This is a genomic window from Rhizocola hellebori (assembly GCF_016862955.1).
In the GTDB taxonomy this organism is placed as follows: Bacteria; Actinomycetota; Actinomycetes; order Mycobacteriales; family Micromonosporaceae; genus Rhizocola; species Rhizocola hellebori.
Genome location: NZ_BONY01000097.1, coordinates 1 through 26372, shown reverse-complemented (window position 1 = coordinate 26372; position 26372 = coordinate 1). Strand labels below are relative to the sequence as shown.

Here is a 26372-nt window from a genome sequence, read left to right as displayed (position 1 = left end):
AGTCCGAGGTGTCCGAGGTGGAGGTCAGTCGCCGTCAGTTCCTTCAGATCGGCGCGGCTGGAACGGGAGTGCTCGGTGGCTTGTCGCCGCTCGGGTTCGACCTCACCCAGGCGATCACGGTCAAGCAGAAGCTGCGCATCGAGGGGGCCACGGTCTCCCATTCGGTGTGTCCCTATTGCGCTGTGGGGTGCGCCCTTCTCGCGTACACGAAAAAGAATGCAGACGGCAAGGTGGAGCTGCTGCAGATCGAGGGTGATCCGGACAGCCCGGTCAACGAGGGCCGGCTGTGCCCGAAGGGGGCGAGCGCGCTTCAGCTGGCGGTGTCCCGGCGGCGGGTGCCCAGCCCGATGTATAGGGAGCCGGGTGCCAAGGAGTGGAAGACCGTCTCCTGGGACTTCGCGCTGGATCGACTGGCGCGCAACATAAAAGCGTCACGTGACCGCACCTTCGTCACCACCGACGCCAACGGCAACCTCGTGAACCGTTGCGAGGGAATAGCTTTCGCCGGTGGCGCCGCTTTCAGCTCGGAGGAGGGATACCTCGCCACCAAGCTGATGCGCAGCTTAGGTTACGTGTACCTCGAACAACAGGCGCGTGTTTGACACGGTCCAACGGTGGTCAGTTTGGCCGCCACGTTTGGCCGGGGAGCCATGACCAACCACTGGCGTGACATCAGGCACGCCGATCTGATGCTGATCAATGGTGCCAACCCCGCCGAGGCTCACCCGGTCGGATTCCAGTGGATGATGCGCGCCAAGATCGAGCGTGGCGGCAAGATGATCCACACCGATCCGCGGTTCACCCGCACCTCCGCCGTGTCCGACAAACATTTGCGCATCCGCACCGGCACCGACGTGGCCTACTTCGGTGGTCTGATCAACTACGTGCTGCAGAACAACTTGGAGCACAAGGAATACGTGCGGTTCGCCACCAACGCCTCCTTCGTGATCAAGGAGAGCTACAACTTCACCGACGGGATGTTCAACGGTTTCGACGAGGCCAAGAAGGTCTACGACACCACGGCTTGGGCGTATGAGATCGGTCCCGACGGCTTCGCCGTCCAGGACATCGACCACCCGCGCTCGGTGCTCAACCTGATGCGCGCCCACTACAGCCGCTACACGCCGGAGATGGTGGAACGCATCACCGGCATCCAGCGGGCCGATTTCCTTGAGGTGGCAAAGCTTGTGGGCGAGATGGGCCGCCCCGACAAGGTGATGACCATCATCTATGCCGTCGGTCTGACCCATCACACCACCGGCGTCCAGCTCATTCGTTCCGGCGCGTTGCTGCAGCTGTTGCTGGGCAACATGGGCCGGCCCGGCGGCGGCATGAACGCCGAACGCGGCCACGCCAACATTCAGGGCAACACCGACCACGCCATCTCGTGGGACATCCTGCCCGGTTACCTGCGCATCCCCGCGCCCGGCCAGAAGAACATCGACGACTACATCGCGCGCAGCGCGGCCAAGAAGCTGCACGCGAATTCGCTGAACTTCTTCGGCGCCAACTATCGCAAGTTCCTGGTGAGCCTGCTGAAGAGCTGGTACGGCGACGCGGCCACCGCCGCGAACGACTTCGCCTTCGCCCACCTGCCCAAGCCTGCCTCCGACGCGTCGTGGCTGTCCATTTTCGACGCCGCGCTGCGGGGCAAGATGGAGGGCCTCATGCTCTCGGGCATGACGGCCACCAGCATCGGGCCCGACTCCAACCAGGTGCTGCAGGCCCTGTCCAACCTTAAGTGGCTGTGCGTCATGGACGCCTATTCCACGACCAGTTCGGAGTTCTGGCGCGAGCCGAGCATCGACCCGAGCAAGGTGCAGACCGAAGTGATCCTGTTGCCGGCGACCCACTGGATAGAAAAGGACGGGTCGTTCACCAACAGCGGTCGCTGGGCGCAGTGGAAGGAAGCGGTGCTGCCGCCCGAGGGCGAGGCCCGTCACGACCACTGGATCCTGGCCGAGGTCTTCGATCGCGTTCGCGCGCTGTACAAGGAGCAGGGCGGCAAGTATCCGGAGCCGGTGCTGCAGCTGGTGATGCCGTACAAGGACGTGCGCCGGCCCGAGCTCGACGAGATCGCCAAGGAGATCAACGGGAAGGACCTGATCACCGGTCAGCGTCTTACCGGCTTCGCCCTGCTCAAGGACGACGGCACCACCACCGCGGGCGACTGGATCTACACCGGCCACTACCCGGAGAGCGGCAACCTGACCAAGCGCCGCGACGGCATCCAAGACCCGGCCAAGAACGACCCGACGGGCATGGGTTACTACCCCAACTGGGCCTGGTCGTGGCCGGCCAACCGGCGGGTGCTCTACAACCGTGCGTCGGCCGATTCGCTTGGGCGGCCTTGGGATCCAAAGCGGGTCGGCATCCAATGGGATGCCGTGACCGGCCGCTGGACAGGAGACGTCCCCGACTATCCGGCCACCGCCGACCCGGCCAAGCCCGACTCGCCGCTGCCGTTCATCATGACCGGTGAGGGCACCGGGCGGCTGTTCAGCAACGGGGTGGCCGACGGGCCGTTCCCCGAGCACTACGAGCCGATCGAGTCGCCGATCGACAACCCGTTGCATCCCAAGGTTTCCGCGACCCCGGTGGCCTTCAAGTACGACGAGCGGGCCGGGCGGCCCAACCGGTTCGGCACCTCCGCCGACTATCCCTACGTGGCCACTTCCTATCGGCTCACCGAGCACGAGCACTACGTCACCCAGCACGTCGACCAGCTGGTGGCGCTGCAGCCGGAGGCTTTCGTCGAGGTACCGGCCGAGCTGGCCAAGGAAAAGGGCATCGCCACCGGCGACCGGGTCAGGGTCTCCTCCAAGCGCGGCAAGCTCGAAGTGCGCGCGGTGGTGACTGCTCGGCTCGGGCCGCTGACCATCGACGGCAAGAAGGTTTACCAGATCGGCATTCCCATCCACTGGGGCTTCGTCGGCATCAACACCTCGCAGCACTGGCTGGCCAACGCGCTGACCCCCTTCGTCGGTGACGCCAGCTCACGCACCCCGGAGTTCAAGGCCTTCCTTGTCAACATCGAAAAGATGTGACCGCGATGGACCTCGACTCCAGACGGCAGCGAGCCTGGCATCTGCGCGAGCGCTATCCGTTCGCGCAGCAGATGCTTGGGGTCTATGTCGCTGTCGTCGAGGTGTGGGGTTCGCTGGAAAACGAGCTCCCACCGCCCGGCGAGCTGGCGTCGTGGGCGGGGGAAAAGATGCTGCCCGGCGTCGTGAAAGCCACCGAAGCGGCCGCGCCGCAGCCGCTTGCCGTCGCCACGCACGACCTTGCCAGGTCGGGCCGAGCGGTTGAGGTACTGGCGGGATGGCTTGCTGGGCAAGAGCTTGGACCCGCCGAACGATTCCTTGCCCGCGCTTGTCTCCAGGCGCCGCTGGAGGCGCTGCGGGAGGAAGCCGGCACGGCGTGCGCGGCCGATCCCGCACCGCGCGGTGGCCGGCACTGCCCCCGCTGTGGGGGCCTGCCGCAGCTGAGCATCCGCGCGGGCGCCGACGACCCCCTGGTGCGCGGGCAGCGGCAGCTGTCCTGTGCCCGATGCGCCCATCGCTGGCAGTATTCGGCCAGCTCGTGCCCCTCCTGCGGGGAGAGCACCGGGGCCAGGCGCACGGTGTATGCCGAGAAACACGACGGCCCCGTCGTGAGCCGCACCGCCGACGGCGGCACGGAACTGTTCGCCCACTTGAGTATCGACGCTTGCGCCACGTGTCAGCGTTACCTCATCGATGTCGACTCCGGCCGCGACGCGCGCGCCGTGCCGGAAGTCGATGAGCTGGTGGCGCTGCCGCTCGATCTTTACGCGAACGAGCAAGGTCTGTCCAAAGTCACACCAAACCTGATGGGGTTCTGATGGCGGAGATCACGCCTGGAAAGGCCTACGGGTTCTTTACCGACACGAGTGTCTGCATCGGCTGCAAGGCCTGCGAGGTCGCCTGCAAGAGCTGGAACATGCTCGACGGCAACCCACCGGTCTTCGGCGACGGCTACGACAACACGGGCAGCCTGGACGCCCAGAACTGGCGGCACGTCCAGTTCCTTGACAATGTCGCCGATCAGGCGGCCGGGCCGGGTCAGGGCAAGGCGTGGCTGATGATGTCGGACGTGTGCAAGCACTGCACCCATGCCAGCTGCCTGGAGGTGTGCCCGACCGGGGCCATCATCCGCACCGAGTTCGACACCGTGTTCATCCAGCCCGACGTCTGCAACGGCTGCCGTGACTGCATCTCCGCCTGCCCCTATGGCGTGATCGAGATGGACAAGCAGAAGGGCGTCGCGCAGAAGTGCACCCTGTGCTATGACCGGTTGCAGGGCGGGCTGGAACCGGCCTGTGCCAAGGCCTGCCCGACCCAGTCCATCCAGTTTGGACCGGTGATCGAGCTTCGAGAAAGGGCACAGAAGCGGTTGGAGGTGCTGCACGGGCAGGGCGTGGCCGAAGCGCAGCTCTACGGCCACGACGAGAAGGTCTACGGCGGGCTCAACGCCTTCTTCCTGCTGATGGACGAGCCGGAGAAGTACAACCTGCCGAACGAAAAGAACGCTGTGCTGCCCAGCCGCAACAACGCACGCGGCTACCTCACGCTGCTGGCCACCGCGGTGATGGCGGTGCTGGGTGGGCTGATCGCCATCCGCAGGCGCAGGGAGAAGACCGATGATGCTGCTGGATGACGCGCAACACTTCGTCAGGGATCCCGACTGGACCTGGTACATCCTGTTCTACTTCTTCTTCGCCGGGCTCTCCGGCGGCTCCTACGCCATCGCCTGTCTGCTGCGCCTGTTCGGCAAGTCCGAGGACGAGCCTGCGGCGCGCCTCGCCACCTATGTGGCGTTCGTGGCCCTGCTGCCCTGCCCGGTCCTGCTCACCCTCGACCTGGGCCAGCCGCTGCGGTTCTGGCACATGCTGGTCAACACTTCGCCGGGTGCCGAAGGGCCCATCTTCAAGTACTGGTCACCCATGTCGGTCGGGGCCTGGGCCTTGGTGATCTTCGGTGGCTTCGTCACCGCTTCGTTCTTCGACGCGTGGACCCGCGATCGCGACCGCCGCTTCCCGCGGCTGCCCCGCGGCTTCCTCGGTGGGCTCTGGTCCTTGCTGGGCTTGGTTTTCGGGCTGTTCATCGCCGGCTACACCGGTGTGCTGCTGTCGGTTTCCAACCAGCCGGTGTGGAGCGACACCTGGACCCTGGGCGGGCTCTTCCTCGCCTCCGGCCTGTCCGGCTCGGCGGCCCTGCTCGGCTGGCTGGTGCGCTTCCGCAAACCGGCCCAGGCCACCGCGGGCGTCTTCAGCATGAGCGAAAGGGTTTTCCAGCTCCTCGAGCTGGTGCTGATCGTCGCCTTCGTGGTCACCCTCATCCCGACCGGCGCGCTGAGCCGCACCTTCGGCCTGCCGTGGACCGCGCTGTGGCTGGTCGCCCTCGTTGGGCTGGCGCGCGGCCTGACCACCCGGACAACGGCCCGGGTGAGCGCGGCCGGCGACGGCACCGTGGCGGTGAAGGCCGTCCACGCCGCGGCGACCGCCTCCCTGATCGTGCTCATCGGCATTCTGGCCCTGCGCGCGGCCATCATCTTCAGCGCTCAGTGACCTCCGGCTCCCACCAGGTGAGCACCCGCAGCGCCCGGGCGGTGGTCCACCGGCTCGGGCCGGGCGGCTCAAGCTGGAACCATTGGTGTCCGGCATAAGGGGTGTAGGTGTGCCAGCGGCCGTCTTTGCGGCGCGCCTGGCGGATCACCTCGACCGCGTCGGCTAGCCGCGGGTCGCGGTGCGCGCCGGAGTCACGGAAGTATTCCAGCCCCCGCAGGACATCGAAGTGCCATTCGGGAAACGCCGGAAACTTCGTGCTGGCGCGGATGGCGATCTCTCCGGTGCGGTGCGACTTGTACAGCTTGTGCCGCAGGAAGAACTCCCGCCCGTCGCGCACCGCAGCACTCACGTCTATGGTGCCGGTGTAGGCGTCCAGCGCCTCGAGGGCTTGGATACTCGTGTGGAACGAGCTGTGCTTGCCCTTTTCGTGTCGCGTGGCGCAATTCCAGCCGCCGTCGTCTAGCTGCTGATCGAGCAGGTCACCCACTAGATCATCAAGCCTTTTCGTCTGGTACCCGTGAAAGCTGGTCAGACGCACCACCATGCCGACGATGCACGTCTCAGGTACCCGCCACCGGGTCTGCCAATCCCATAACCTCTCGCATCCGCGCAGGGCGGCCGGATGCTTGGCCGGCAGGCCCAGCCAGAGCAGGCGCAGCAGCGTGTACGTGGTCGAGGTCCACTTCGGAGAGTAGACACCCTGACCCCAGCCGCCGTCCGGGTTCTGGACCTTCAACAGGCTAGCTCCCCATCCCTGGGTCGCGACGCGCTGCCGCTCCCGCGCCACCTCGCGCTCGGGCGCGGCGGTCAGGTCCTGCCGGACCCGCCACCGGATCGCCGGATCGCCCTGCAGAAGCCACTCCATGAGTTCTTCGGCCATGGGGGTGATTATGCCTTCGTTCGACGGAACCCACCCGGCTCGCGGGCCGTCACAGGGATCATGCGACGTGTGCTGGTAGCCGGCTTGTGCCTGATGCTGATTTCCGCGTGCGAGATCACGCCCAGTGACCAGCAGGGCCGCCGCCCCGCCGTGGCGGAAGGGCACCAGCCGGCCCTGGCGGGCAAGACCGTCGCGAGTTTCTTCTCCCCCGCGCAGCCCTTCCCGGGATTGGCCTGGACGAAGGACGGCCACGCTGTTGATGGGCGAGAGCTGAACACGATCGCCGGGCCTTCGCATTGCGCTTGGGAGAACGTGGTGATGATGCACCTCGGCTGGCCGCTGGGCACCGTGTCGCAAACCTCCGCCGAAGCGCGCCAGTTCATCCGCGATCCGGGCGGAATCCTGGAGCAGGGATTCCGCGAAAAGCTCGCGCTGCACACCACCTTGCCCTTTGACGCCCTTGCCACCGGCTATCGCTCGGGCGAGCTTCAGCTCTGGCTGGCGCCATCCGCGCCGGAGTCGGTCTTCCTGCGCGTCGGCGACGATGTCGAGCAGTGGCCCCGCGCCAAGAACATGATCGCCTGCGACTAGCGGTGTTGGGGCACCGCCGGCGGGCAGCCGGTGATAGCTTCGGGCGATGACGAGCATCTCTGCGATGGCCGTGAGTGCCCGAAGTGGCGGGCCGGTGCGGCCTTTGCTGGTGGCGGGCCTCAGCCTGGTGTTGCTGTCTGGCTGTGTCGTGGCCAGATCCGGCGAGTCCAGCGGAGGGCCGGTCGAGATTCCCGCAGCGGCTTCGACACCGTCGGGGAACGTTGCCGGTGGGCAGACGGTGGCGAGCTATTTCTGGCCGCCGAAGCAATACCCGGGTCCAACGTGGACGAAGGACGGCCGGAAGGTCGATAAGCAGGAGCTCAACTCCAGCGGCGGGCCAGAGCACTGCGGTTGGCAGAGCGCCGTGGTCCTGCATCTGGGGTGGCCGCTGGGCACGGTTTCGGAGACGATGGATCAGGCACGCCAGTACATCCGCGATCCCGGCGGGGCTATCGACAAGGATTTGCGCGACAAGCTCATGTTTCACGTCGCCATGCCGGCCGACGCCCGCGACACCGGCTACCGCTACAACGCGGTCGAGCTCTGGCTCTCACCATCCAATCCGGACGCCGCTTATCTGCGCGTGGGAGACGACATCGAGCTGTGGCCGCGCCCCCTCACCGTCGTCGCCTGCAAATAACATGCAGCCACCCCGGCAGCCCCTCAAACAAGGGGCGGCAAGGCGGCGCAGGCTGTATGGCCGCCGAGCAGGGGGTGAGTCAGGCAGCGAAGGGGGCGCTGATGGTGTGGCGGCCGTCGGATTGGCGGCGGGTCAGGCCTTGGGTGGCGGTGTGTTCCAGCAGCGGTACGACAATCTTGCGGGAGGTGGACAGGGCTTCGCGCGCCTCGCCTGCGGTGAAGGGCTGCGGCAGCCCGGCGAGGACGGCGATGGCGGCGGTGACCGCTGCGGGTAGCAGCACGATGTCGGGCGCGAGGCGCACCAGGCGTCCACTGCGGACAGACGCGGCGATCTCGGCCGGGCCAAGGCCGAAGGCGGCGAGGTCGGGAGTCTCCAGACCCCGGTCGGCCCAACGGGTTTCCAGCTGGGCGAGCGCTTCGCGCACGGCGGGCGCGAGGGTGTCGGGGGCCTCGGCAGGGATGATCATGCCGTCACGGACGAGCAGGCCGGGTGCGAGTAGCGGGACGACCAGGCGCGGATCGGGTAGTTCCAGGGCTTTGCGCGCCTCCTCGACCTTGAGCGGGGCCGCGGCGGGGTCGGCGGCGCGTTGCGCGATCAGGGCGGCGAGGCGCTCGCGCAGGGCGTCGGCCAGGTCGGGCGCCATCAGCCAGTCGGCGGCGAGGGGGGCAACCGGGGGCGTCACGCCGATGGCGCGCAGCGTGGCCTCCCGCACGACGCCGCGGCGGCGCAGCTCTTCCATCGCGTCGGGCAGGTCGGCGTACCCAGATAATTCTTCAGCACGAAGGCGAGCGGCGCCGCGACGTTGAAAGCCGGCCGGATCGGCGTCGAGGACGACCGCGCCGCCCGCGACACCGCGGTCGTGGCGAAGAACAAGATGGTCACCGACGCGCAGCGGCAGGGCCTCGGCCAGGGTGAGCCGGGCGGTGTCGGGGCCCAGCGGGCGGATCCGGCCGCCCACCGTCGCGGCTCCAATGTGGACCAGCACCTGGGGTGGCAACTCGGCCGGAACACACAGGCGGGTGCGCACATCGATGAGCGAGGCCAGCCGGTAGCTTCCCGGTGTCATCAGCGCGTCACCGCGATGGATGTCCTCGCGATGGGCGCCGCGCAGATTGACCGCGACCCGGGCCACGCCCGACGCCTCGCCGACCCGCTCCCCCATCGACTGCAGCTCGCGCACCACGAAACGCTTCTCGTTGCGGGCCAGCTCGAGCGTGTCGCCGACCCGAATGCTGCCCGCGGCAAGGGTTCCGGTGACGACAAGGCCCGCGCCGCGAATGGTGAAGGCACGGTCTGCCCACAGCCGAACCGGGGCCGCCGGATCGCTCGGCGGCAGCCCGGCCACCAGGTCGTCGAGCTTGTCGCGCAACCGATCCAGGCCTTCGCCGGTGCGGGCGCTGACCGCCAGCCAGTCGATGTCGCCGAGGCTGGTCTGCCCGATCTCGGCCAGCGCCTCCTCGGCGGCCAGCTCGGGCTCCATCAGATCGGCCTTGGTGATGGCCAGCAGGCCGTGGCGTACCCCAAGGGCGTGCAAGGCGGTCAGGTGCTCAGCCGACTGCGGCATCCAGCCCTCATCGGCGGCCACCACGAACAGCACCGCGGGCACCGGGCCGACCCCGGCCAGCATGTTGCCGACGAAGCGTTCGTGGCCGGGCACGTCGACGAAGGCGAGCGAGCCGTGCCGGCCCTGGGTCCAGACGAAGCCGAGGTCGATCGTCAGGCCGCGGCGCTGCTCCTCCTCCCACCGATCGGGTTCCATCCCGGTCAGGGCGCGAAGCAGCGCGGACTTGCCGTGGTCGACATGCCCGGCCGTCGCGATCACATACATGCTCACCGCCATCATGCTTGGCGGAGGCGGACGGGAATCGAACCCGCCGACGCGTTCGTCACGCGTCCGGAACGGCTTTGAAGGCCGCGGCCGGCACCAGCCGACAAACACCTCCGCGAGGACACTACCCGCGTCAGCGCACGATGACGAGATGCTCTTCCCGCGGAACAAGCTCACCGATCACCGGCGCCCCCGGTACCTCGCCCGCTACCAGCAGTCCGCCGGAGGTTTGCGCGTCGGCCAGCAGCAGCGCCTCCAGCTCGTCGACAGCCTCCAACGAGGTGTCCTTCAAAACCCAGTCAAGATTTCGGCGGGTCCCACCGCTGATGTAACCCTGCGCGGCCGCTTGCCTTGCCCCGTCGAGATATTCGACCGCGGCGGAGTTGATGATCGCGGTCACCCCGCTGGCTCGGGCAAGTTTGAAACAATGGCCTAGCAAACCGAAGCCGGTGACGTCGGTGGCGCAGCGGATTCCATTGTGGACAGCTGCCTGAGCGGCCTCGCGGTTCAGTTTGGTCATCTCGGCGATGGCGTGGTCGAAGACCTCCCCGGTGGCCTTGTGGCGCGAATTGAGCACCCCGATGCCGAGCTTTTTGGTCAGTGACAACGGAATTCCCGCCCGCCCGGCGTCGATGCGCAGCATCCGGGCCGGGTCGACCACGCCGGTGACGGCCAGGCCGTATTTGGGCTCGGGGTCGTCGACGCTGTGCCCGCCGACCAGGTGGCAGCCGGCCTGGCTGGTCACGGCCAAGCCACCGGCCAGCACCTGTTGCGCCAGCTCAAGCGGCAACACCTCGCGCGGCCAGCAGAGCAGGTTGACCGCCACCACCGGCCGCGCGCCCATCGCGTAGATGTCGGACAGGGCGTTGGTGGCGGCGATGCGGCCCCAGTCGAACGGGTCGTCGACGACCGGGGTGAAAAAGTCGGTGGTGAGCACGAAGGCCGGGCCGCCGTCGGGAGCCGCCACCACGGCCGCGTCGTCGCCGTCGTCGACCCCGACCACCAGCGGGCCGTAGACATCGGGCACCGGGGCGGCCAGCCGCAGCCCGGCCACCATCATCTCCAGCTCCCCGGGCGGAATCTTGCACGCGCACCCGCCACCATGCGCATACTGCGTGAGGCGTTTGGGCGCCAGGCCGCCTAGATCGGAAGGGTTCGCCGCGATGACCACCAAGGCATTGTCACCCAGCGATGGCGATGACGCACGCCGGCGCATCCCGGCCACCGACACCCTGCTCGCGCTGCCCGAGCTGGCCTCGGCCACGGGGCGGGTGGGAAGACAGCGGGTCAAGCAGGCCATCGTCGCAGCGCAGCAGCGGGCCAGGCGCGGCGAGATCCTGCCCGGTGAGGTTGCCGCGGCAGCGATCGCGGGGCTGACCCGCCATGCCACCAGCCTGCGCCACGTGATCAACGCGACCGGGGTGATCGTTCACACCAACCTTGGGCGGGCCCCGCTGTCGGCCGCCGCGACCGAGGCGCTCGCGGTGGCGGCCGGCGCCACCGACGTCGAGTTCGATCTGTCCACCGGCGAGCGGGCCCGGCGCGGGCGCGCCGCGATGCAGGCCCTGGCCGCGGCGGTTCCGGCCGCGCAAGCGGTGCACGTGGTCAACAACAACGCGGCCGCATTGCTGCTGTGCGGGCTCGCCCTGGCCCGCGAGGGCGAGATCATCATCAGCCGCGGCGAGCTGGTTGAGATCGGCGACGGCTTTCGCATCCCGGATCTCCTGGCCTCAACCGGCGCCCAGCTGCGCGAGGTGGGCACCACCAACCGGTGCTCGATACGCGACTACCGCGACGCGATCGGGCCGCGGACGGCTTTCATCCTCAAGGTCCACCCATCGAACTTCATCATCTCCGGTTTCACCTCCAGCGTCGAGGTGCCCGAGCTGGCGAAGCTCGGCCCGCCGGTGGTGGTGGACATCGGCTCCGGTCTGCTCGCGCCGCATCCGTTGCTGCCCGGGGAGCCGGATGCCAGCACTGTGTTGACGCAGGGTGCCTCGCTGGTCACGGCCAGCGGCGACAAGCTGCTCGGCGGGCCGCAGGCCGGGTTGCTGCTCGGCCGCAGCGACCTGATCGAGCTCTTGCGCCGCTACCCCGCCGCCCGTGCGTTGCGGGTGGACAAGCTCACCCTCGCCGCCCTCGAAGCGACCCTCACCGGCCCACCGAACCCGGTCGGCGAGGCGCTGATCGCCACCTTCGAATCGGTCTTGGCCCGCGTGGATTCCGTGACGAAACGCTTGTCCAGCAAGGGTATTGACGCGGTGACGGCGCCTACGGCGGCGGCCGTGGGCGGGGGTGCCGCGCCGGGAGTGCAGATCCACAGCGCGGCGGTGAGCCTGCCCGCGTTCCTGGCCGGCCGGTTGCGCGCGGGCGATCCGCCGGTGGTGGGCCGGGTCGAGAATGGACGGTGCCTGCTCGACCTGCGCACGGTCGAGCCGCACGAGGACGACGCCGTCCTCGCGGCGGTGCTGCGGGCCGGTGCCGCCGCCGATCCCAGCGGCAGCACCGGATAGTGCTACTCGTTGTTCCAGTCGCCGGCGATGGGACGCATGTTTGGCGGCCCGTAGCCGAAAGCCGCGTCGGACGCGCCGCCCGCGTGGCTGTCCTTGAGGTGGAACGAGCCGTCGGTGGGGCGGTAGAAACCGACCGTGGACTTGCCGTCGCCGTTCCAGTCACCGGCGATGGGCACCATGTTGGGTGGGCCGAAGACGAAGGCGTGCTCGCTGGTGCCGTCGTGCTCGTTGGTCAGGTGGAACGATCCGTCACCCGGGTTATAGAAGCCGACCGTGCTCTTGCCGTCGTAATTCCAGTCCCCCGCAATGGGTTTCATGTTCGGCGGGCCGTAGAGGAAGGCATGCTCGGCGGTTCCGTCGTGGCCGTCTGTGAGGTGGAACGAACCATCGGAAGGCTGGTAGAAACCGACCGTGGTCTTGCCATCGGCGTTCCAGTCCCCCGCGATCGGCACCATGTTGGGCGGGCCGAACACGAAGCTGACGTCGGAAGCGCCGCCGCTGTGGCTGTTCTTCAAGTGGAATGAGCCGTCAGCGGGCCGGTAGAAGCCGACCGTGGACTTGCCGTCACCGTCCCAGTCCCCCGCGATCGGCACCATGTTGGCCGGACCGAAGCTGAACGAGTGCTCCGACGTGCCGTCGTGACCGTTGGTGAGGTTGAACGAGGCGTCAGCGGGCCGGTAGAAACCCACCGTCGATTTGCCGGTCGCCAGCTGCTCGGCCTGGGCGATCAGATTCTGGGCCGTGCCCTGGGCCTGGTCGTAGCGTTCCGGGAAAGCCGAACGCTGCACCGATTGGGCCACCGTCCCCGCGCTGTAGCCCGGGTTGCTGTCCGCGATCGGGATGGCGCGGCTGAAGAACGAGCTGGAGGCGTAGCGCACGTCCAAGATCTGGTCCGGGGTCCCCCAGCCCTGCGATGGGCGCTGCTGGAAGACGCCCAGCGAGTCGCGGTCACCGCAGGCCAGGTTGTTCATTCGCGATTCGACCCAGCCCGCTTCGAAACCGGCCAGCATCACGCGATCGCTGGCGTGCAGCTTGCGGCCCACCTCGAAGACGTTCTTCAGCACGTTCGGGTCGGCGTTGGGCGGGACGGAGGAACAGGCGAAAATGCCGGCGTCCGAAGTGGACTCCGGCTCGGCGGAAGCGGGTGCGGCCAGGCCGAGCAGGCTGCCCGCGGTCATCGGAACGGTGGCGGTGAACGCGGCGAGAAGACGTCTCCGGCCCGCGGATCTTCGTTTCATCGCAACCCCTTTCTCGTGAGTGGAGAACTGGGATCACGATGCCGCCACCGGCTCATGCGGACGGCATACGGCGCTTCATACGCGTTTCATCAGGCCAGTTGTTGCAGCTTGGCGTGCACCCCTTCGGCGTCGGCGTGGCCCAGCCCGTCGAGGATGCGCAGCGCCTCCTGCCAGGCCAGCCGGGCCCGGGCCGCATCGCCGGCCGCCAGCTGGGTCTCGCCGAGATGGGTCAGGGTGATCGCCTCGTAGTAGTGGTCGCCGGTTTCGCGCAGCTCCTCCAGCGCCTGCTGGTAGTAGTCGGCGGCGCGGGCGTGATCGCCCATGTGGTGGTGGGCGAAGCCGAGGCTGTCCAGCGTGTGCGCCCGGCCCTGCCGGTCGCCCAGCTCCTGGTGCAGGGCGGCGGCCTGCTCACATTGGACGATCGCCTCGCTGAAGCGGCCGAGCTGGGCTAGGTACCAGCCGATGCTGTTCATGGCTTGGGCCTGGCCCGCGCCATGCCCAGCCTCGGTGTAGAGCTCAAGCGCGGATTGGGCATGCCGCAACGCGTTGGCGTTGTCGGACTGTCCTTCGCAGACATGGCTCATCCGCAGATGGGTGTAGGCCTGGCCGACCGGGTCACCCAGCTCGCGCAGCAACTCGTAGGCGCGGCGCAGGTGGCTGTGCGCCTGATCGTGCCGGCCGAGCCGGTTGCAGGCCAGACCGAGACTGCCCTGGGCGTGTGCCTCACCCACCGAATCGCCCATCCGGCGGCTCACCGCGACGGCTGTCCGCTGGGTGGCGGCCCAGTCCTCCCAATGCCCGCGGCGGTCCTGGAAGGTCGCCAGCGCCGAGGCCAGCTGCCAGGCCGGGGTGGCCAGCCCCTCCTGGGCGGCGCGCTCCACCACCGCCAGCAGCACCGGATGCTCGGCCGAAAACCATTGCAGTGCCTGCTTTTTGCCAGCCAGCTCGGCCAGGGTCACCGATGGCTGGGCTTTCTCCAGCACTATCTGGTACCGGTGGGGATACACCAGCAACGCGGCCGCGTAAGCGGAATGCAGGTAGTGGTCGAGCATCCGGCGCCTGGCGGCGGCCCGCTGGGCGGCGGTGTCGTCGGTGAGCGATCTCTCGGCGGCGTAGGCGCGCAACAGGTCATGCATCAGGTACCGGCCGGGCACCTGCTCGGCCAGCAGATGCGCGCTGCACAGGTCGCTCAGCAGCGCGGCCACCCGCCCCGGCGCGCAGCCCACCAGGCTGGCCGCGGCCGGCGCCGCGATGTCCGGACCCGGGTGCAGGCCCAGCAGCCGGAACAGCAGCGCCGCATCGTCGCCGAGGCGGCGATAGGACCAGGAGAACACGTTGCGTACGTCCACAGTGGAGTCACCGGTGGCCAGCGCGCCCAGCCCACTGCCCGCCTCGGCGAGCTCGTCGGACAGGCCGGCCAGGGTGAACCCGGGGTGGATCGCGGCCCGCGCCGCCACCAGGCTGAGCGCCAGCGGAAGACCCGCGCATTGCCGCGCTATCCTCTCGGCGGCTTCCCGTTGCGCCGAAACCCTTTGCGGCCCTAACCGCCCGGAGAGGAACTCCAGCGACTCTTCCTCGCTGAGCACATCGAGGGTGAGCGGGTGGGCGCCTTCGGCGGCGATGAGGCCGATGAGTCGATGGCGGCTGGTGATGATCGCCAGGCAGCCCGGCGTGCCCGGCAACAGCGGCCGCACCTGTTCGGTGTCCAGCGCGTTGTCCAGCAGCACCAGCATTTTGCGGCCCGCGATGAGGCTGCGGTAGAGCGCGGTCTGGGCCTGCAGCCCGGCCGGTATCCGTTCCGGTGGCACCTCGAACGCGTCCAGCAGCGCCCGGATCGCCTCGGCGGTGCTCATCGCCGTGCCGCCCGGGTCGAAGCCGCGCAGGTTGAGATACAGCTGGCCGTCGGGGTAACCGGACGCGACCTGGTGGGCCCAATGCACCGCGAGCGCGGTCTTGCCCACCCCCGCCGTCCCCATCAGCGCGCAGATAGCCGTTGGGGGTGATTGATCGCCCTGAGCGGAGGCGATCAGCTGGCGTAGATGGGCCAGCTCGGACTCACGGCCGGTGAAGCCGCGCACGTTGAGGGGCAGCTGGGCGGGGACGGGCAGCATGGACGGGCGTGGCGCGGTGCGGGGCGGTGGCTCGACCGGCGTTGCTGCGGGGGCGCGCGCTTTGGCGTTGGCGCCGGACAGGCTGGGATCGCCGCGCAGGATAAGGGTTTCCAGCTGGCGCAGGGCCCCGCCCGGCTCCAGCCCGTAGTCGTCGGCCAGCACCTGCCGGGCCTTGCGGAACACGGCCAGCGCGTCGGTGGACCGCCCGCTGCGGTACAGCGCGGTCATCAGCTGCGCCACGAGCGCTTCCCGCGACGGGTTGGTGGTGACCGCATCGGTGAGTTCGGCCACGATAGCGGTGTGGTGCCCGGCGAGCAACTCGGCGGCGAAGAACGCCTCGCGGACCGTCTCGCGCTGCTCGTCGAGGTGGGTTCGGGCCGGGCCGGCGAACGGAGCGCGCACGCCCGCCAGCGCCGAAGCGCCCTGCCACAGGTCGAGCGCGCAGCGGTAGAGCCCGGCCGCGGCGTGCGGGTCCTTGGCCTGTTTGCCTTGGGCGGCAAACGATTGGAACACGGCCAGATCGAGCCGGCCGCTGACGATCGACAGCTTGTAACCGGCGGGCTGACGCTCCACAGTGGCCAGTGCCCCGCGCGGCGCGGCAAGCGCCCCGCGCACGGCGGAGAGCATGTTCTTGATTTGCATGGCGGCGGTATGCGGAACGGCTTCGCCCCACATCGCGTCGATGATCTGGCTGACGGTGACGACGCGATCGGCATTGAGCAAAAGAAACGCCAGCAAGTCGAGTTGCTGGCGGCGCGCGAAAACGATGGGACGATCGGGGCCGATCACCTGGACCGGCCCCAACAGGCGAAAGACACAGTCATCGCCATGCACGATCATCGTTGGATTGTACGCCCGGAGGGTGGTGCTCCTCTATACCAGCGGCTGGCGGGTAGATGGCGCACAGGTAACGGTCCCATAGCTGCCCGGCGTAGTGTTCGTGATCGCGCATGATCCCTTCCACCTGGAGCAGGGTTCCGTTGCCGCTGCTCATCTGCGGCCAGTTGAAACCGGGCACCTCGGCGTAGAGCTTGCGCAGCCGGAAGGTGTGGAACAGGTACCGCACGAACATGGCAACCCCTTGTGCGGCAAGACCGGTGCCGCTGTACTCGGGCCGGAATACCGCGCCGAGATAGGCGTAGCCCTGGCCGAGGTCCGCGCCGTAGCAGACGAGATGGCCGGCCGGCTCGCCGTCGGCGGCTCGCCGCGCCACGAACTGCACCAGCACCTGTGACCAGAGGTCGGCCACGAAACGGTCCATCGACGGCGGCACGCCACGGTAACGCCACCGGTAGCAGGTGTCCGGATGGCTGGCCAGGACATAGAGGAACCTCATGTCCTCCGGCTCGACCGGGGTGAGCCGCAGCTCCTGATTGGCCAGCGTCGGCGCCAGCGTCGCGGGCTCGGGCACGGCCGGGCGGTGCTGGGCGAGGGGCGGCAACTGCTCGCCGTTGGGCAACCTGATCGACAGGTCGGCGAAGTCGGCCTTCTCCAACAGCGACAGCACCTCGCCGACGCGGCTGGACTGGACCTGCTGGGAGGTGACGGCGACCCCGCGGGCCTCCAGCCAGGTGATCAGGCTCATCATGCCCAGGCTGTCCAGGCCGACATCGGTGCGCAGGCAGGCGGAATCGTTGAGCAGCGCCAGATCGCACGCCAGCACCGCTGCAAGATCGTGCCGATGCTTCTCCCGTCGCGGCTGGGTGTCTGCAGTCCTCACGGAGTCTCCCTTTCCTTGACACGTATGGATTTCAGCGCCTTTGCCGAACAACACGTCCTGCTCCCGGCCGCAGACCACGACCTGACCGTCGGCCAGGTAGCCCAGGTCGCCTGTGCGCAGCCAGCTTCCGCTGGGCGGCGACGGCTCACCCCAGTAGTGGCCGACCACCGCGGGCCCGCGTACCTCCACGTGGCCCACCAGGCGATCGGCGATCGGCCGCCCGGTCTGCCGATCGGTGATGCGCACGCTGGTGCCGCGCACCGGAAGACCCAATCGCACCAGCGCTTTGGCCCCGGGGGCGGGCGCGCACGGCACCGCCCGGCCGTGTTGTTCCAGCGGGCCGGGCTCGATCCAGTCGACCTGCAGCCCGTCCTGCCATCCGGTGGCCGTGGCGCACAGCGTCGCCTCGGCCAGGCCGTAGGCGGGCATCAGCGCCTTGGGGTTGAGGCCGAACGGCTGGGCGCGGGCGATAAACCTCGCCATCATGGCCGCATCCACCGGCTCTCCCCCGCTGATGAGGCACTCGATTGAGGTTAGGTTCAGTCTGGTACCCGAGGAAAGCAACCGAGTCATCAAGGCGTAGGCGAAGTTTGGCGCGCCCGACAGGGTGATCCGGTAGCGCGACATCGCTTCCAGCCAGCCCGCCGGCCGGCGCGCAAACGACGACGGCGGCTGCAGGTAAAGGGAACAGCCGCAGGACATCGGCATCGCGAAGAAGGCGATCAGGCCCATATCGTGATGCAGCGGCAGCCAGCTCAGGGTGCGCGACTCGTGCGGCGCGTCGTGGCCGAGCACGGCCTTGATGGCGTCCACGTTCGCCGCCAGGTGCCGATGGGTGACCGGCACACCGCGCGGCTCACCGGTCGGGCCGCTCGTGTACTGCAGCAAAGCGAGATCCCCGGGATCGGGCAGTTGCACCTCCGTGGGCGCCGTGGCCGCGGCCCGAGCGGCGAGGTCGCCCAGCGACATCACCGGTGCCCCCAGCGACCCCGCCCGCGCCACCGCCACTCCCCGCGCAAGCCTGCCGCCCTGCCGCGCCGCGGTTTCCCCGTCGGGGCACGGAATGCCGCCGGCGACGATCAGGTCCAGGCGGGCGTCGGCGGCGATGGTACGCAGGTAGGCCAGGTGCGCTTCGGTATTGCCGCGGCCGGCCGGGGGCATCAGGTTCACCGCGCCGCCGGTCAGCCACACCGCCTGCACGGCCGCCGCCAGGTCCGCGCTGGTTTCGGCGACCAGCCCCACCCGGCATCCCGGGCCGAGTCCTTGGCCGACCAGCACCGAAGCCATCCGCCTCGCCCGCCGATGCACCTGCGCCCACGGCAGCCGACCGGTCACCCCCGTGTCATCACCAAGCAGGGTAAGCGTTCCCGTGCCACCCGCCTTCTCCACGATCTGGTCGACCACTGTCCGCATGGGACCAAGCCTGATCGGCCCCGGTCATCCAAATGGCATCCGCGCCTTCATCCGTGCCGGGTCACCATGTCCGTGGCCGCAAGCTCAAAGCTGCCAGGAGTTTGCGGCGCCTGCGCGTTGCGCCACGACAGGCACTTTGCCCGGCCCCGTCGCTGCGGCGCGATCAGCGGCCGGCCCGGAAGACGCGGCGGTAGGTCTGCGGGGAAACGCTTGCGGCCCTTCGGAAATGCTGGCGCAGGTTGGGTGCGGTGCCGAAGCCGGTGAGCCGGGCTATCCGCTCGACCGGCTCATCGGTGGTTTCCAGAAGCTGTTGGGCCAGCCGGATCCGCTCCGAGGTCAGCCAGCGCAACGGGCTCAGCCCGGTGGCATCGGCGAAGCGCCGCACGAAGGTGCGAGGCCCGAGACCGGCGCGGCGGGCGAGGTCGGCCACGGTCAGCGGCAGGTGCAGGTGGGCCCGTGCCCAATCGAGACACTGCCCCAGGCCGGGATGGCTGGTCGTGGTCACCGACGGCTGCACATATTGCGCCTGGCCGCCATCGCGGTGGGGCGGCACCACCATGCGCCGGGCCACCGTGTTGGCGATCGCGGCGCCGTGATCGAGCTCGACCAGGTGCAGGCACAGGTCGATGCCGGCGCCGGTGCCGGCCGAGGTGAGGATCTGTCCATCGTCGACATAGAGGACGTCCGGGTCGAGTTTGACCGCGGGGAACGTTTCGGCGAAATGGTCGGCCACCATCCAATGCGTGGTGGCCGGGCGCGCGTCGAGCAGGCCGGCCGCCGCGACCGCGTAGACACCGCTGCAGATCGAGGCGATGCGCGCGCCGCGATCGTAGGCCTGGCGCAACGCTTCGAGCAGGGGCTCGGGCGGGTCGTCCCGGGTCGGTGGCGCGATGGCCGAGACAATCACCGTGTCGGCGCGGGCCAGGTCGTCGAGCCCGTAGGGCGTTTGCACGACCAGGCCCGCGGCTGTGCGCAGGGGGCCGGGCTGGGCGGCGCAGAGGCGGAAGTCGTACCAGGGGTTGACCAGATCGGTGCGCTCGATGCCGAAGACCTCGCAGACCACCGCCAGCTCGAAGATGGGCGCGCCATCGGTGACGGCCACCGCGACCACATGCCGGCTCATGGCAGAATCCTATCGCATGTTGGCATTCCTGCCACTGGCTCGGGCGGCGCGCGCGGGCAAAGCTCGGAGGGTGAGCATGACCGCGGAAAAGCAGGAAGCAACAGCGCCCGCCGCACCGGGCGCGGGCCTGTCCCTGAGCCAGGGCGTCGCCCTCTACGTGGGCGCGGTCCTGGGCACGGGGGTGATCGCGCTGCCCGCGCTCGCGGCCCGCGCGGCCGGGCCTGCCTCCCTGCTGGCCTGGCTCGGGTTGGTGCTCGCGTCCATTCCGCTCGCCGCGACCTTTGCCGCGCTGGGTGCTCGCCATCCCGACTCCGGGGGCGTGTCGACCTACGCCCGGCGTGCCTTCGGCGCGCGGGCGGCCGCGGTGGTGGGCTGGTGGTTCTATGCGGCCGTTCCCGCCGGGGCGCCGGCCGCCGCGATCTTCGCCGGAAGCTATGTGGAGTCGGCCTTCGGCGGCGGCGAGAAGACGGTCTTCGCCACCGCCCTCGGGCTCTTCGCCGCGGTGGGCGTCATCAATTACTTCGGCGTGCGCATCTCCGGCCGGGTGCAGCTGGCCCTGGCCGGGGTCCTGGTCGCGCTGCTCGCTTCGGCGGCGCTCGCTTCGCTGCCGCACGCCCACCTGAGCAACCTGCGCCCGTTCGCCCCGCACGGCTGGCTCGCCATCGGCTCCGCCGCGGCCCTGCTGGTGTGGAGCTTCGCGGGCTGGGAGGCCGTCACCCATCTCGCGGGCGAGTTCAAACGGCCCGCCCATGACATCCCCCGGGCGACGGGGGCGGCGATCGTCATCGTCGGTGGCCTCTACCTGGCCATCGCAGGCGCAAGCATCCTTGTCCTCGGCGCTTCCGCCGGGCAGACCGATGCGCCGTTGGCGGAGCTGCTCGCCCGGGGGTTCGGCGGGCCGGCCAAGGCGGTCGCCGCGATCGTCGCGGTGCTGCTGACCCTTGGCGTGATGAACACCTATCACGCCGGCGCGGCGAAACTTGGCGCAGCGCTGGGCCGCGATGCCGCGCTGCCGTCCTGGTTCGCCAAGGGCAGCCAGGCCGGGGAGATCCCGCGCCGCAGTCTCGGGCTGACCCTGGCTCTGGGCACGATCGGGCTGGCCCTGGTGGCCTTCACCGGCCTGGGCACCGAACCGCTGGTGCTGGCGACCACGGGCGCGTTCGTCGCCGTCTACGCCGTCGGTGTCGCCGCCGCTATCCGGTTACTCCCCCGCCGCAGCAAGGGCTGGTGGACGGCCGTCATCGCCTTCGCCACGGTGATCGTGCTGATGCTGGCCACCGGCGTGTACCTGGCGTGGCCGCTGGTCATCGGGGCGCTGGCGCTGGCCTATGTGCGGCGCAAACCCGCACCGCGATAGGCGTTCACGCGGAGGGCTTGCGCCGCACCCCACGCGCGAGCAGGAGCAGCCCGATGATGGCCGTGATCGGGCCGATGATGGCCCATATCTTCTCGCCGTTCATACCGCCGCTCTGGCCCAGCAGGTCAAGACCTTGCAGGGTCCATAGAACGCCGGAAGCTACCAGCAGGATTCCAAGAATCAGCCATACCCAGCGCATGTTCACTCCCAGGTGGAGGGGTTGTCGGCCTCATCGTGCCACGGATACGCGCCCGTGAAAACACGAGCGCGTATCCCCCTTCCGAACCTAGTTGATGTAGCAACTGGAGAGGATGACCTGCTGGGTGACGATGCCGAGCAGGCCGAGAACCTCGACCCGGACGGCGTTTTGCACCAGCTGGCCACCGGGGCCGGTCGTGGTCTCGTTCAGGTGGACCACGGCGACACCGGGAATACCGATCGTGGCCGGGCCGGCGTTGATCGGTGCGCCGTTGATGGTGCCCACCACGATCGACGAGCGCGCGACGCCGCTAGCCGATGAGGTGCAGGTGCTTTCCACGACGCTGAGCCGGATCGCCCCGCTCAGCAGGGTGGCCCCATCCACCGAGGACCGGGCAACAGTGGTGCCGTTGTTCGGATCCACGGTGCAGCTCGCGTTGAGCACGCCGGTGGTCACCAGTGGCGGCAGGTTCACCGCGGCCTGGGTCTGCGCGGCGTTGGGCAGGCACGTCACGTTCGGCGTACGCGGAATGGTCACCAGACCGGTGGCCTGGATCGCGAACGCGCCCGCTGTGCGGTAGACGACCACCCGGACGATCGCTGTCCCCGAATGCCCGTCGTCGTCGGTGACGGTCACCAGAACGTTATGCGGACCCACGGCGGTGAAGGCGTGGTTCGCGGTGCACGTTCCGGTGCCTGGCGTTTCGCTGACCGAGCCGGGCGCCACCGGACTGCCATCATCGAAGTTGACCGAACAGGTGTGGCTGTCGTTGGTACCCAAATCGGTGAATGGCGCGGTGAACACAACGTTGCTATTCCTTAGCACCAACGTGTTGGCCGCCGGAGCGGAGATGGTGGCCGCGGGGGCCACATTGGACAGTGTCAGCGTGGTGACCGCTGAAACCGGTGTGTTCACACTGTCGTTGGCGGTAAGCGTCAGCTTGTATACGCCATCGTCAGTGCATTTGACCGTGGTGCTCAGCGCCGCCGGGTTGGTGATGACGCAGGTGGCACCGGCGTCCACTCCGGACTGTGCGGCGATGCTCCAGGTGGTGACCAGGCTCGGGCCGTCGGGATCGGTGACCGTCCCGCCAATCGAGACCAGGGTTCCCTCCTGGCCGGCGAACGGCCCGATCGGGCTGACCACCGGTGGGGCGTTGATGATGATGTTGTGGCAGTCGGTCACGAAGCCCGCGCCGCCGCCGTCGGTTCCGTTGGCGCGCACGCAGATCGTGTGGGTGCCCGCGCCCAGCGCCGCGGTGGCGGTGCTGTAGGTGACGCTCGCCGGACCGGCCTGGGGCAGGTCCGGGGTGATGCCGGTGTTGCTGATCGGGTTGAACGCGCCGCCATCGACCTGCATGGTGAGCGTGTTGAGGCTGGAGCCGATGACGTTGGGCAGAATGTCGGGCAGCGACCCGACGTCGGTGACCTGGACGCAGTGTCCACCCGGCACGGTCGCCGCGGTGATCTGCTCCAGGCTGCCCTGGCCCGCCCCGGTGTTGTTGCAGTCGGCGCCGTCGCCGACCGCGAAGGTGTAGATGTCGACGTTGGCCGGGATGCCTGTCAGCGGGCCGTTGATGCTTCCGCCGGCGGTGGCGAAACCGTCGGAGAGGAACACGACAATCTTGCGCGCCTTGGTGGCCGCGTCGGTCACCGTCCTCGCCTTGGCCAGAGCGTCTTCGAAGTTGGTGCTCTGGTCGACGCCCTTTGCGGTGAACTGGCCCACGGCGCCGGTGCTGGCCGAGGCGATGACCTCCTCGATATCCCTGGTGCCATTGCCGTTGTTGTTGGTGGCCGGTCCGGTGATGAGCTGGTCGCCACCGGCGGGCTGAACATCGGCGGTCGCCGCCACCGATCCGAAGACGACCGCGCCGACCTCGCCGACCGAGCCGTCCTGCGCCTCGTTGTTCAGCGCGAGAGCGGCCGCGATTTCGCATTGCAGGATGGTGCCGCAGCTTGGCGCGCCGAAGCTCTCGGTGCTGCCGGACACGTCGATCACATAGACGAGCGACGTGTTGGCCACCGGCACGCCAACGCCGACCGAGGCGGTTCCGGTGACGGTGACCGGCCCCGGTGGAAAGACAGCGCCGTTGGCCGGCGTGGCGATGGCGACCGAGATGCTGGTGCCGCCGGGTAAGTTGCCGTCAACGGCATGGGCTGGAGCTGCCGCAAAGAGCATGGTGCTCCCAGCCAGCGCAGCCGCGAGTGTCCGTTTCACGGGCACACCTCCATGAATAGAAATAATCGAGCGGCTCGATGCTAGAACCGGCGATTTCGTGGTGGTGTGTTGTGAAAGAGACACAATGAACGTCCGCGATTCACGGGATCGTCTGCTATGTCAAGCATGGCGATCGTCGATGAAACGCGCCTCATTCACGCCTTCACACCCGATCGGCGGACTCCCCGACCGGGTGATAGGCGCTCGTTTTATGAAAGTTCTTCCAGCCTTTCGGCCAGGATGATGCGGGCGGCGGCCTGGATCAGAGCCAGATGCGAAAACGCCTGCGGCACGTTGCCAAGATGGCGGCCGGTCTGCACCTCGTACTCCTCGGCATAGAGCCCGAGCGGGGAAGCTATCCGCAGCAAGCGTTCCATCATGTCCCGGGCCCGGGGAATCTCGCCCACCACGGCGAGTGCGTTGACGAGCCAGAAGGAGCAGATGAGGAATGTGCCCTCCTTTCCCGACATCCCGTCATCGGTTTCGTCGGTGCGGTAGCGCAGCACGAAACCGTCCTCGGTGAGCTCTTCGGCGATGGCGTTGACCGTGTTGCGCAGCCGTTCGTCGTGGTGCGGCAGGAACCCGAAGAGAACCGCGAGCAGGGTCGAGGCGTCCAGCGCATCGGTTCCGTAGTGCTGGCGCAGCACCCCTCGCTGGCTCACCCCGTTGGCCAGGATGTCCGCGTGAATCTCGGTGGCCACGCCGTGCCACTTGGCGGCCAGCTCCGGGTCTCCCCGCATGTGGGCGAGTTTCGCGGCGCGGTCCATGGCTATCCAGCACATCAGCTTGGACGAGACATAGTGCTGCGGTGCGCCCCTGGCCTCCCAGATCCCCTGATCGGGGTTCTGCCACACCTTTGCCGCTCCCTCCGCCTGGGAGATGACGATCGGCCAGACCCGGCGCGGCAGGCGCTGACTACGCCTGGTGTGCAACAGGATCGAGTCAAGCACCGCGCCGTAGACATCGTTCTGCCGTTGGTCGAAGGCCCCGTTGCCGATCCGGACCGGCTTGGCCCCGTCATAGCCGGAAAGGTCCTCGCGGATGGTCTCGGTGAGATCCCGGCGGCCGTTGATGCCGTACATGATTTGCAGCGAGCCGTCGGTGTCGGGCTCCAGGTCGGCGAGGAACTGCATGAACTCGTCGGCCTCCCAGTCCAGGTTGAGCCAGTGCAGCGCCTGCAGGGTGAAGGTGCTGTCGCGCATCCAGGTGTAGCGGTAGTCCCAGTTGCGTTCGCCGTGCGGGGTTTCCGGCAGCGAGGTGGTCAGCGCGGCGACCGTCGCGCCGGTGGGCATGTAGGTCAGGCCCTTGACCACCAGCGCCGAGCGCTGAAGCGGATCGCGCCAGCGATGGTCGGGGATCCGCGCGCCGGCGAGCCAGTCCCGCCAAAAGGCTTCGGTGGTGGCGATGCGGCCGAAGGCGTCGGCGGCGTCCGCCGGCGGGGGCAGCTCCTTGGTCCACGACAGCGCGCAGTAGGCGGTGTCGCCTGCCGTCAGCACCTGCCTGCCCCGGATCCGGTTGCCCTCGATGCCCATGGCCAGATCGGAGCGCAGGCGGATGCGCTGATCGGCGCCGGTCGCGTCGGCGGTGTGCCGATCGCCGTCGAGCAGCTCCCATTGCGCCGGAGTGCGGCCGTAGTCGAAGGCGGGCTCGCAGATGAGTTCCACCTCCACCCTGCCCTCCATGCACCGCACCGTACGCACCAGCATGTGGTCAGCGTCCACATCGGATGGTGGCCGGGTGTGTGGGGTGACCAGATCCTCAGTGCCGTGATGTCCCATGGTCAGCGCGTCGCGCACCACCACCCAGCCCGATGGAGTGCGCCAGGTTGTTTGCATCACATTGGTACCGGGCACATAAGCCCGCGCCGTGGGATGGTCGATTCCGTAGGGCCCGAAGCGGAAGCTGCCCGCCTCCCGATCCAGCAGGCTGCCGAAGACGCTGGGCGAGTCGAAGTTGGGCACGCACAACCAGTCGATCGAACCGTCCGAAGCGATGAGCGCACCGGTGTGGCAGTTGGATATGAAGGCATAGTCGGCGATGGGCGGGAACGGGGACCGGCGAGCGCCGCTCAGCACCGCCACTTCCTTGGGATCGGCGATCGCGGTCATGACACGATCCAAGGTCCGTACCAGCGGCCGCGGCCCGCCAGCAGTTTGTCGGCCGCGCTCGGCCCCCACGACCCGGGTTGGTAGGCCTGCACCGGCGGCGGGGAGTCGAGCAGCGGCTGCAGGATCCGCCAGGTCTCCTCGACCCCGTCCTGCCGGGTGAACCTGGTGGCGTTGCCGACCAGCGCGGCGTGAAGCAGTACCTCATAAGGCGTTGCTCCTTCACCGCCCTGCTGAGCGAATTCCATGTCGAGTTCCACCTCTTGCGGCCCTTCGGCATCAGCGCGATGCGCATCGAGCTTGAGCCGGATTCCGGTGGCCGGGTCGAGCTTGACGACGAGCTGGTTCTCCTCGGGCGCTCGCCGGCCGGGCAGGGCTAGACCCAGCCGGGGCGGGCGTTTGAAGACGAGCCGGAATTCGGTCTGCGTCACCGGCAGCCGCTTGCCGGTGCGGAGGTAGAACGGCACCCCCGACCAGCGCCAGTTGTCGATTTCCAGGCGCAGCGCGACATAGGTCTCGGTGGTGGAATCCTTTGCCACACCGTCGATGTCCCGATAGCCCTCGTATTGGCCGCGCACGTAGTTGGCCGGCTCGGCGGTCAGCATCGCCTGCCAGAGCGCGACTTGCGCGTTCTTCAGGGTGTCGGGGTCGCGGCCGGCCGGCGGTTCCATCGCCCCGGCGGCGACGAGCTGCATCAGATGGTTGACGACGACGTCGCGCAGCGCGCCCACCGGATCGTAGAAATGGCCGCGGTCTTCGACGCCGAAGTCTTCCGCCATGGTGATTTCGACGCACTCCACGTAATGCCGATTCCAGACCGGTTCCAGCATCGTGTTGGCGAAGCGCAGGT

General features: G+C 68.6%; 19 protein-coding genes, 1 tRNA gene and 1 pseudogene. 9 read left to right on the top strand and 12 right to left on the bottom strand.

The window, feature by feature from the left end; translation table 11 throughout:
- Window positions 1-8 precede the first annotated feature (8 nt).
- From Rhe02_RS42710 to nrfD, 5 genes are read left to right on the top strand one after another with little or no spacing between them, the layout of a single operon-like run.
- Window positions 9-602: a dehydrogenase gene (locus tag Rhe02_RS42710; RefSeq protein WP_203914242.1), complete on the top strand. Its 594-nt coding sequence runs from the start codon at window positions 9-11 to the stop codon at window positions 600-602.
- A gap of 12 nt (window positions 603-614) precedes the next feature.
- Window positions 615-3047: a formate dehydrogenase-N subunit alpha gene (gene fdnG, locus Rhe02_RS42705; RefSeq protein ID WP_203914241.1), complete on the top strand. Its 2433-nt coding sequence runs from the start codon at window positions 615-617 to the stop codon at window positions 3045-3047.
- Complete coding sequence (locus Rhe02_RS42700; protein WP_203914240.1) at window positions 3044-3862, top strand: formate dehydrogenase accessory protein FdhE domain-containing protein; 819 nt, start codon at window positions 3044-3046, stop codon at window positions 3860-3862. Before fdnG ends, Rhe02_RS42700 begins: the two co-directional genes overlap by 4 nt.
- Window positions 3862-4677, top strand: coding sequence for a 4Fe-4S dicluster domain-containing protein (locus Rhe02_RS42695; protein ID WP_203914239.1), 816 nt, complete (start codon window positions 3862-3864; stop codon window positions 4675-4677). Before Rhe02_RS42700 ends, Rhe02_RS42695 begins: the two co-directional genes overlap by 1 nt.
- Window positions 4661-5587, top strand: a complete 927-nt coding sequence (gene nrfD, locus Rhe02_RS42690) for an NrfD/PsrC family molybdoenzyme membrane anchor subunit (RefSeq protein ID WP_203914238.1) — start codon at window positions 4661-4663, stop codon at window positions 5585-5587. The genes Rhe02_RS42695 and nrfD overlap by 17 nt, the downstream gene beginning before the upstream one ends.
- On the opposite strand, the gene Rhe02_RS42685 is transcribed toward nrfD, so the two are convergent.
- Window positions 5574-6467, bottom strand: coding sequence for a hypothetical protein (locus tag Rhe02_RS42685; protein ID WP_203914237.1), 894 nt, complete (start codon window positions 6465-6467; stop codon window positions 5574-5576). The two genes, nrfD and Rhe02_RS42685, sit on opposite strands and share 14 nt — an antisense overlap.
- A 69-nt stretch (window positions 6468-6536) precedes the next feature.
- Here Rhe02_RS42685 and Rhe02_RS42680 point away from each other — a divergent pair, with 69 nt between their 5' ends.
- Window positions 6537-7058, top strand: coding sequence for a hypothetical protein (locus Rhe02_RS42680; protein ID WP_203914236.1), 522 nt, complete (start codon window positions 6537-6539; stop codon window positions 7056-7058).
- Between the two features lie 46 nt (window positions 7059-7104).
- On the top strand, window positions 7105-7698 hold the full coding sequence (locus tag Rhe02_RS42675; protein WP_203914235.1) for a hypothetical protein: 594 nt from the start codon (window positions 7105-7107) through the stop codon (window positions 7696-7698).
- A 79-nt stretch (window positions 7699-7777) separates the two neighbouring features.
- Here the strand turns inward: Rhe02_RS42675 and selB are convergent, their stop codons facing one another.
- The 3 genes from selB to selD all read right to left on the bottom strand — a co-directional run bounded on the left by selB (window position 7778) and on the right by selD (window position 10661).
- Window positions 7778-9526: a selenocysteine-specific translation elongation factor gene (gene selB, locus Rhe02_RS42670; RefSeq protein ID WP_203914249.1), complete on the bottom strand. Its 1749-nt coding sequence runs from the start codon at window positions 9524-9526 to the stop codon at window positions 7778-7780.
- A gap of 18 nt (window positions 9527-9544) precedes the next feature.
- Window positions 9545-9641 (bottom strand) — tRNA-Sec (locus tag Rhe02_RS42665).
- An 18-nt stretch (window positions 9642-9659) separates the two neighbouring features.
- A complete protein-coding gene (gene selD, locus Rhe02_RS42660; protein ID WP_373320785.1) occupies window positions 9660-10661 on the bottom strand; it encodes a selenide, water dikinase SelD in 1002 nt (333 codons plus the stop codon).
- A 28-nt stretch (window positions 10662-10689) separates the two neighbouring features.
- On the opposite strand from selD, the gene selA reads away from it, so the two are divergent.
- Window positions 10690-12039: an L-seryl-tRNA(Sec) selenium transferase gene (gene selA / locus Rhe02_RS42655; RefSeq protein ID WP_203914233.1), complete on the top strand. Its 1350-nt coding sequence runs from the start codon at window positions 10690-10692 to the stop codon at window positions 12037-12039.
- Window positions 12040-12041: 2 nt separating this feature from the next.
- Here selA and Rhe02_RS42650 read toward each other — a convergent pair whose 3' ends face one another.
- The 4 genes from Rhe02_RS42650 to Rhe02_RS42635 all read right to left on the bottom strand — a co-directional run bounded on the left by Rhe02_RS42650 (window position 12042) and on the right by Rhe02_RS42635 (window position 19644).
- Window positions 12042-13277, bottom strand: coding sequence for a hypothetical protein (locus Rhe02_RS42650; protein ID WP_203914232.1), 1236 nt, complete (start codon window positions 13275-13277; stop codon window positions 12042-12044).
- An 89-nt stretch (window positions 13278-13366) separates the two neighbouring features.
- Window positions 13367-16228: an AfsR/SARP family transcriptional regulator gene (locus Rhe02_RS42645; protein ID WP_203914231.1), complete on the bottom strand. Its 2862-nt coding sequence runs from the start codon at window positions 16226-16228 to the stop codon at window positions 13367-13369.
- Window positions 16209-18521, bottom strand: coding sequence for a GNAT family N-acetyltransferase (locus Rhe02_RS42640; protein ID WP_203914230.1), 2313 nt, complete (start codon window positions 18519-18521; stop codon window positions 16209-16211). Before Rhe02_RS42640 ends, Rhe02_RS42645 begins: the two co-directional genes overlap by 20 nt.
- Before the next feature lie 163 nt (window positions 18522-18684).
- A complete protein-coding gene (locus Rhe02_RS42635) occupies window positions 18685-19644 on the bottom strand; it encodes a helix-turn-helix domain-containing protein (protein ID WP_203914229.1) in 960 nt (319 codons plus the stop codon).
- 76 nt (window positions 19645-19720) lie between these two features.
- On the opposite strand from Rhe02_RS42635, the gene Rhe02_RS42630 reads away from it, so the two are divergent.
- Complete coding sequence (locus Rhe02_RS42630) at window positions 19721-21001, top strand: APC family permease (protein WP_203914228.1); 1281 nt, start codon at window positions 19721-19723, stop codon at window positions 20999-21001.
- Window positions 21002-21005: 4 nt separating this feature from the next.
- On the opposite strand, the gene Rhe02_RS42625 is transcribed toward Rhe02_RS42630, so the two are convergent.
- From Rhe02_RS42625 to Rhe02_RS42610, 4 genes and pseudogenes are all read right to left on the bottom strand, one after another.
- Complete coding sequence (locus Rhe02_RS42625) at window positions 21006-21200, bottom strand: hypothetical protein (RefSeq protein ID WP_203914227.1); 195 nt, start codon at window positions 21198-21200, stop codon at window positions 21006-21008.
- 87 nt (window positions 21201-21287) lie between these two features.
- A complete protein-coding gene (locus Rhe02_RS42620; RefSeq protein ID WP_203914226.1) occupies window positions 21288-23417 on the bottom strand; it encodes a vWA domain-containing protein in 2130 nt (709 codons plus the stop codon).
- A gap of 209 nt (window positions 23418-23626) precedes the next feature.
- Window positions 23627-25525, bottom strand: a complete 1899-nt coding sequence (locus Rhe02_RS42615; protein WP_203914225.1) for a glycoside hydrolase family 15 protein — start codon at window positions 25523-25525, stop codon at window positions 23627-23629.
- Window positions 25522-26372, bottom strand: a pseudogene (locus Rhe02_RS42610) (glucose-6-phosphate dehydrogenase); the annotation flags it as partial. The gene Rhe02_RS42615 and the pseudogene Rhe02_RS42610, both read right to left, overlap by 4 nt.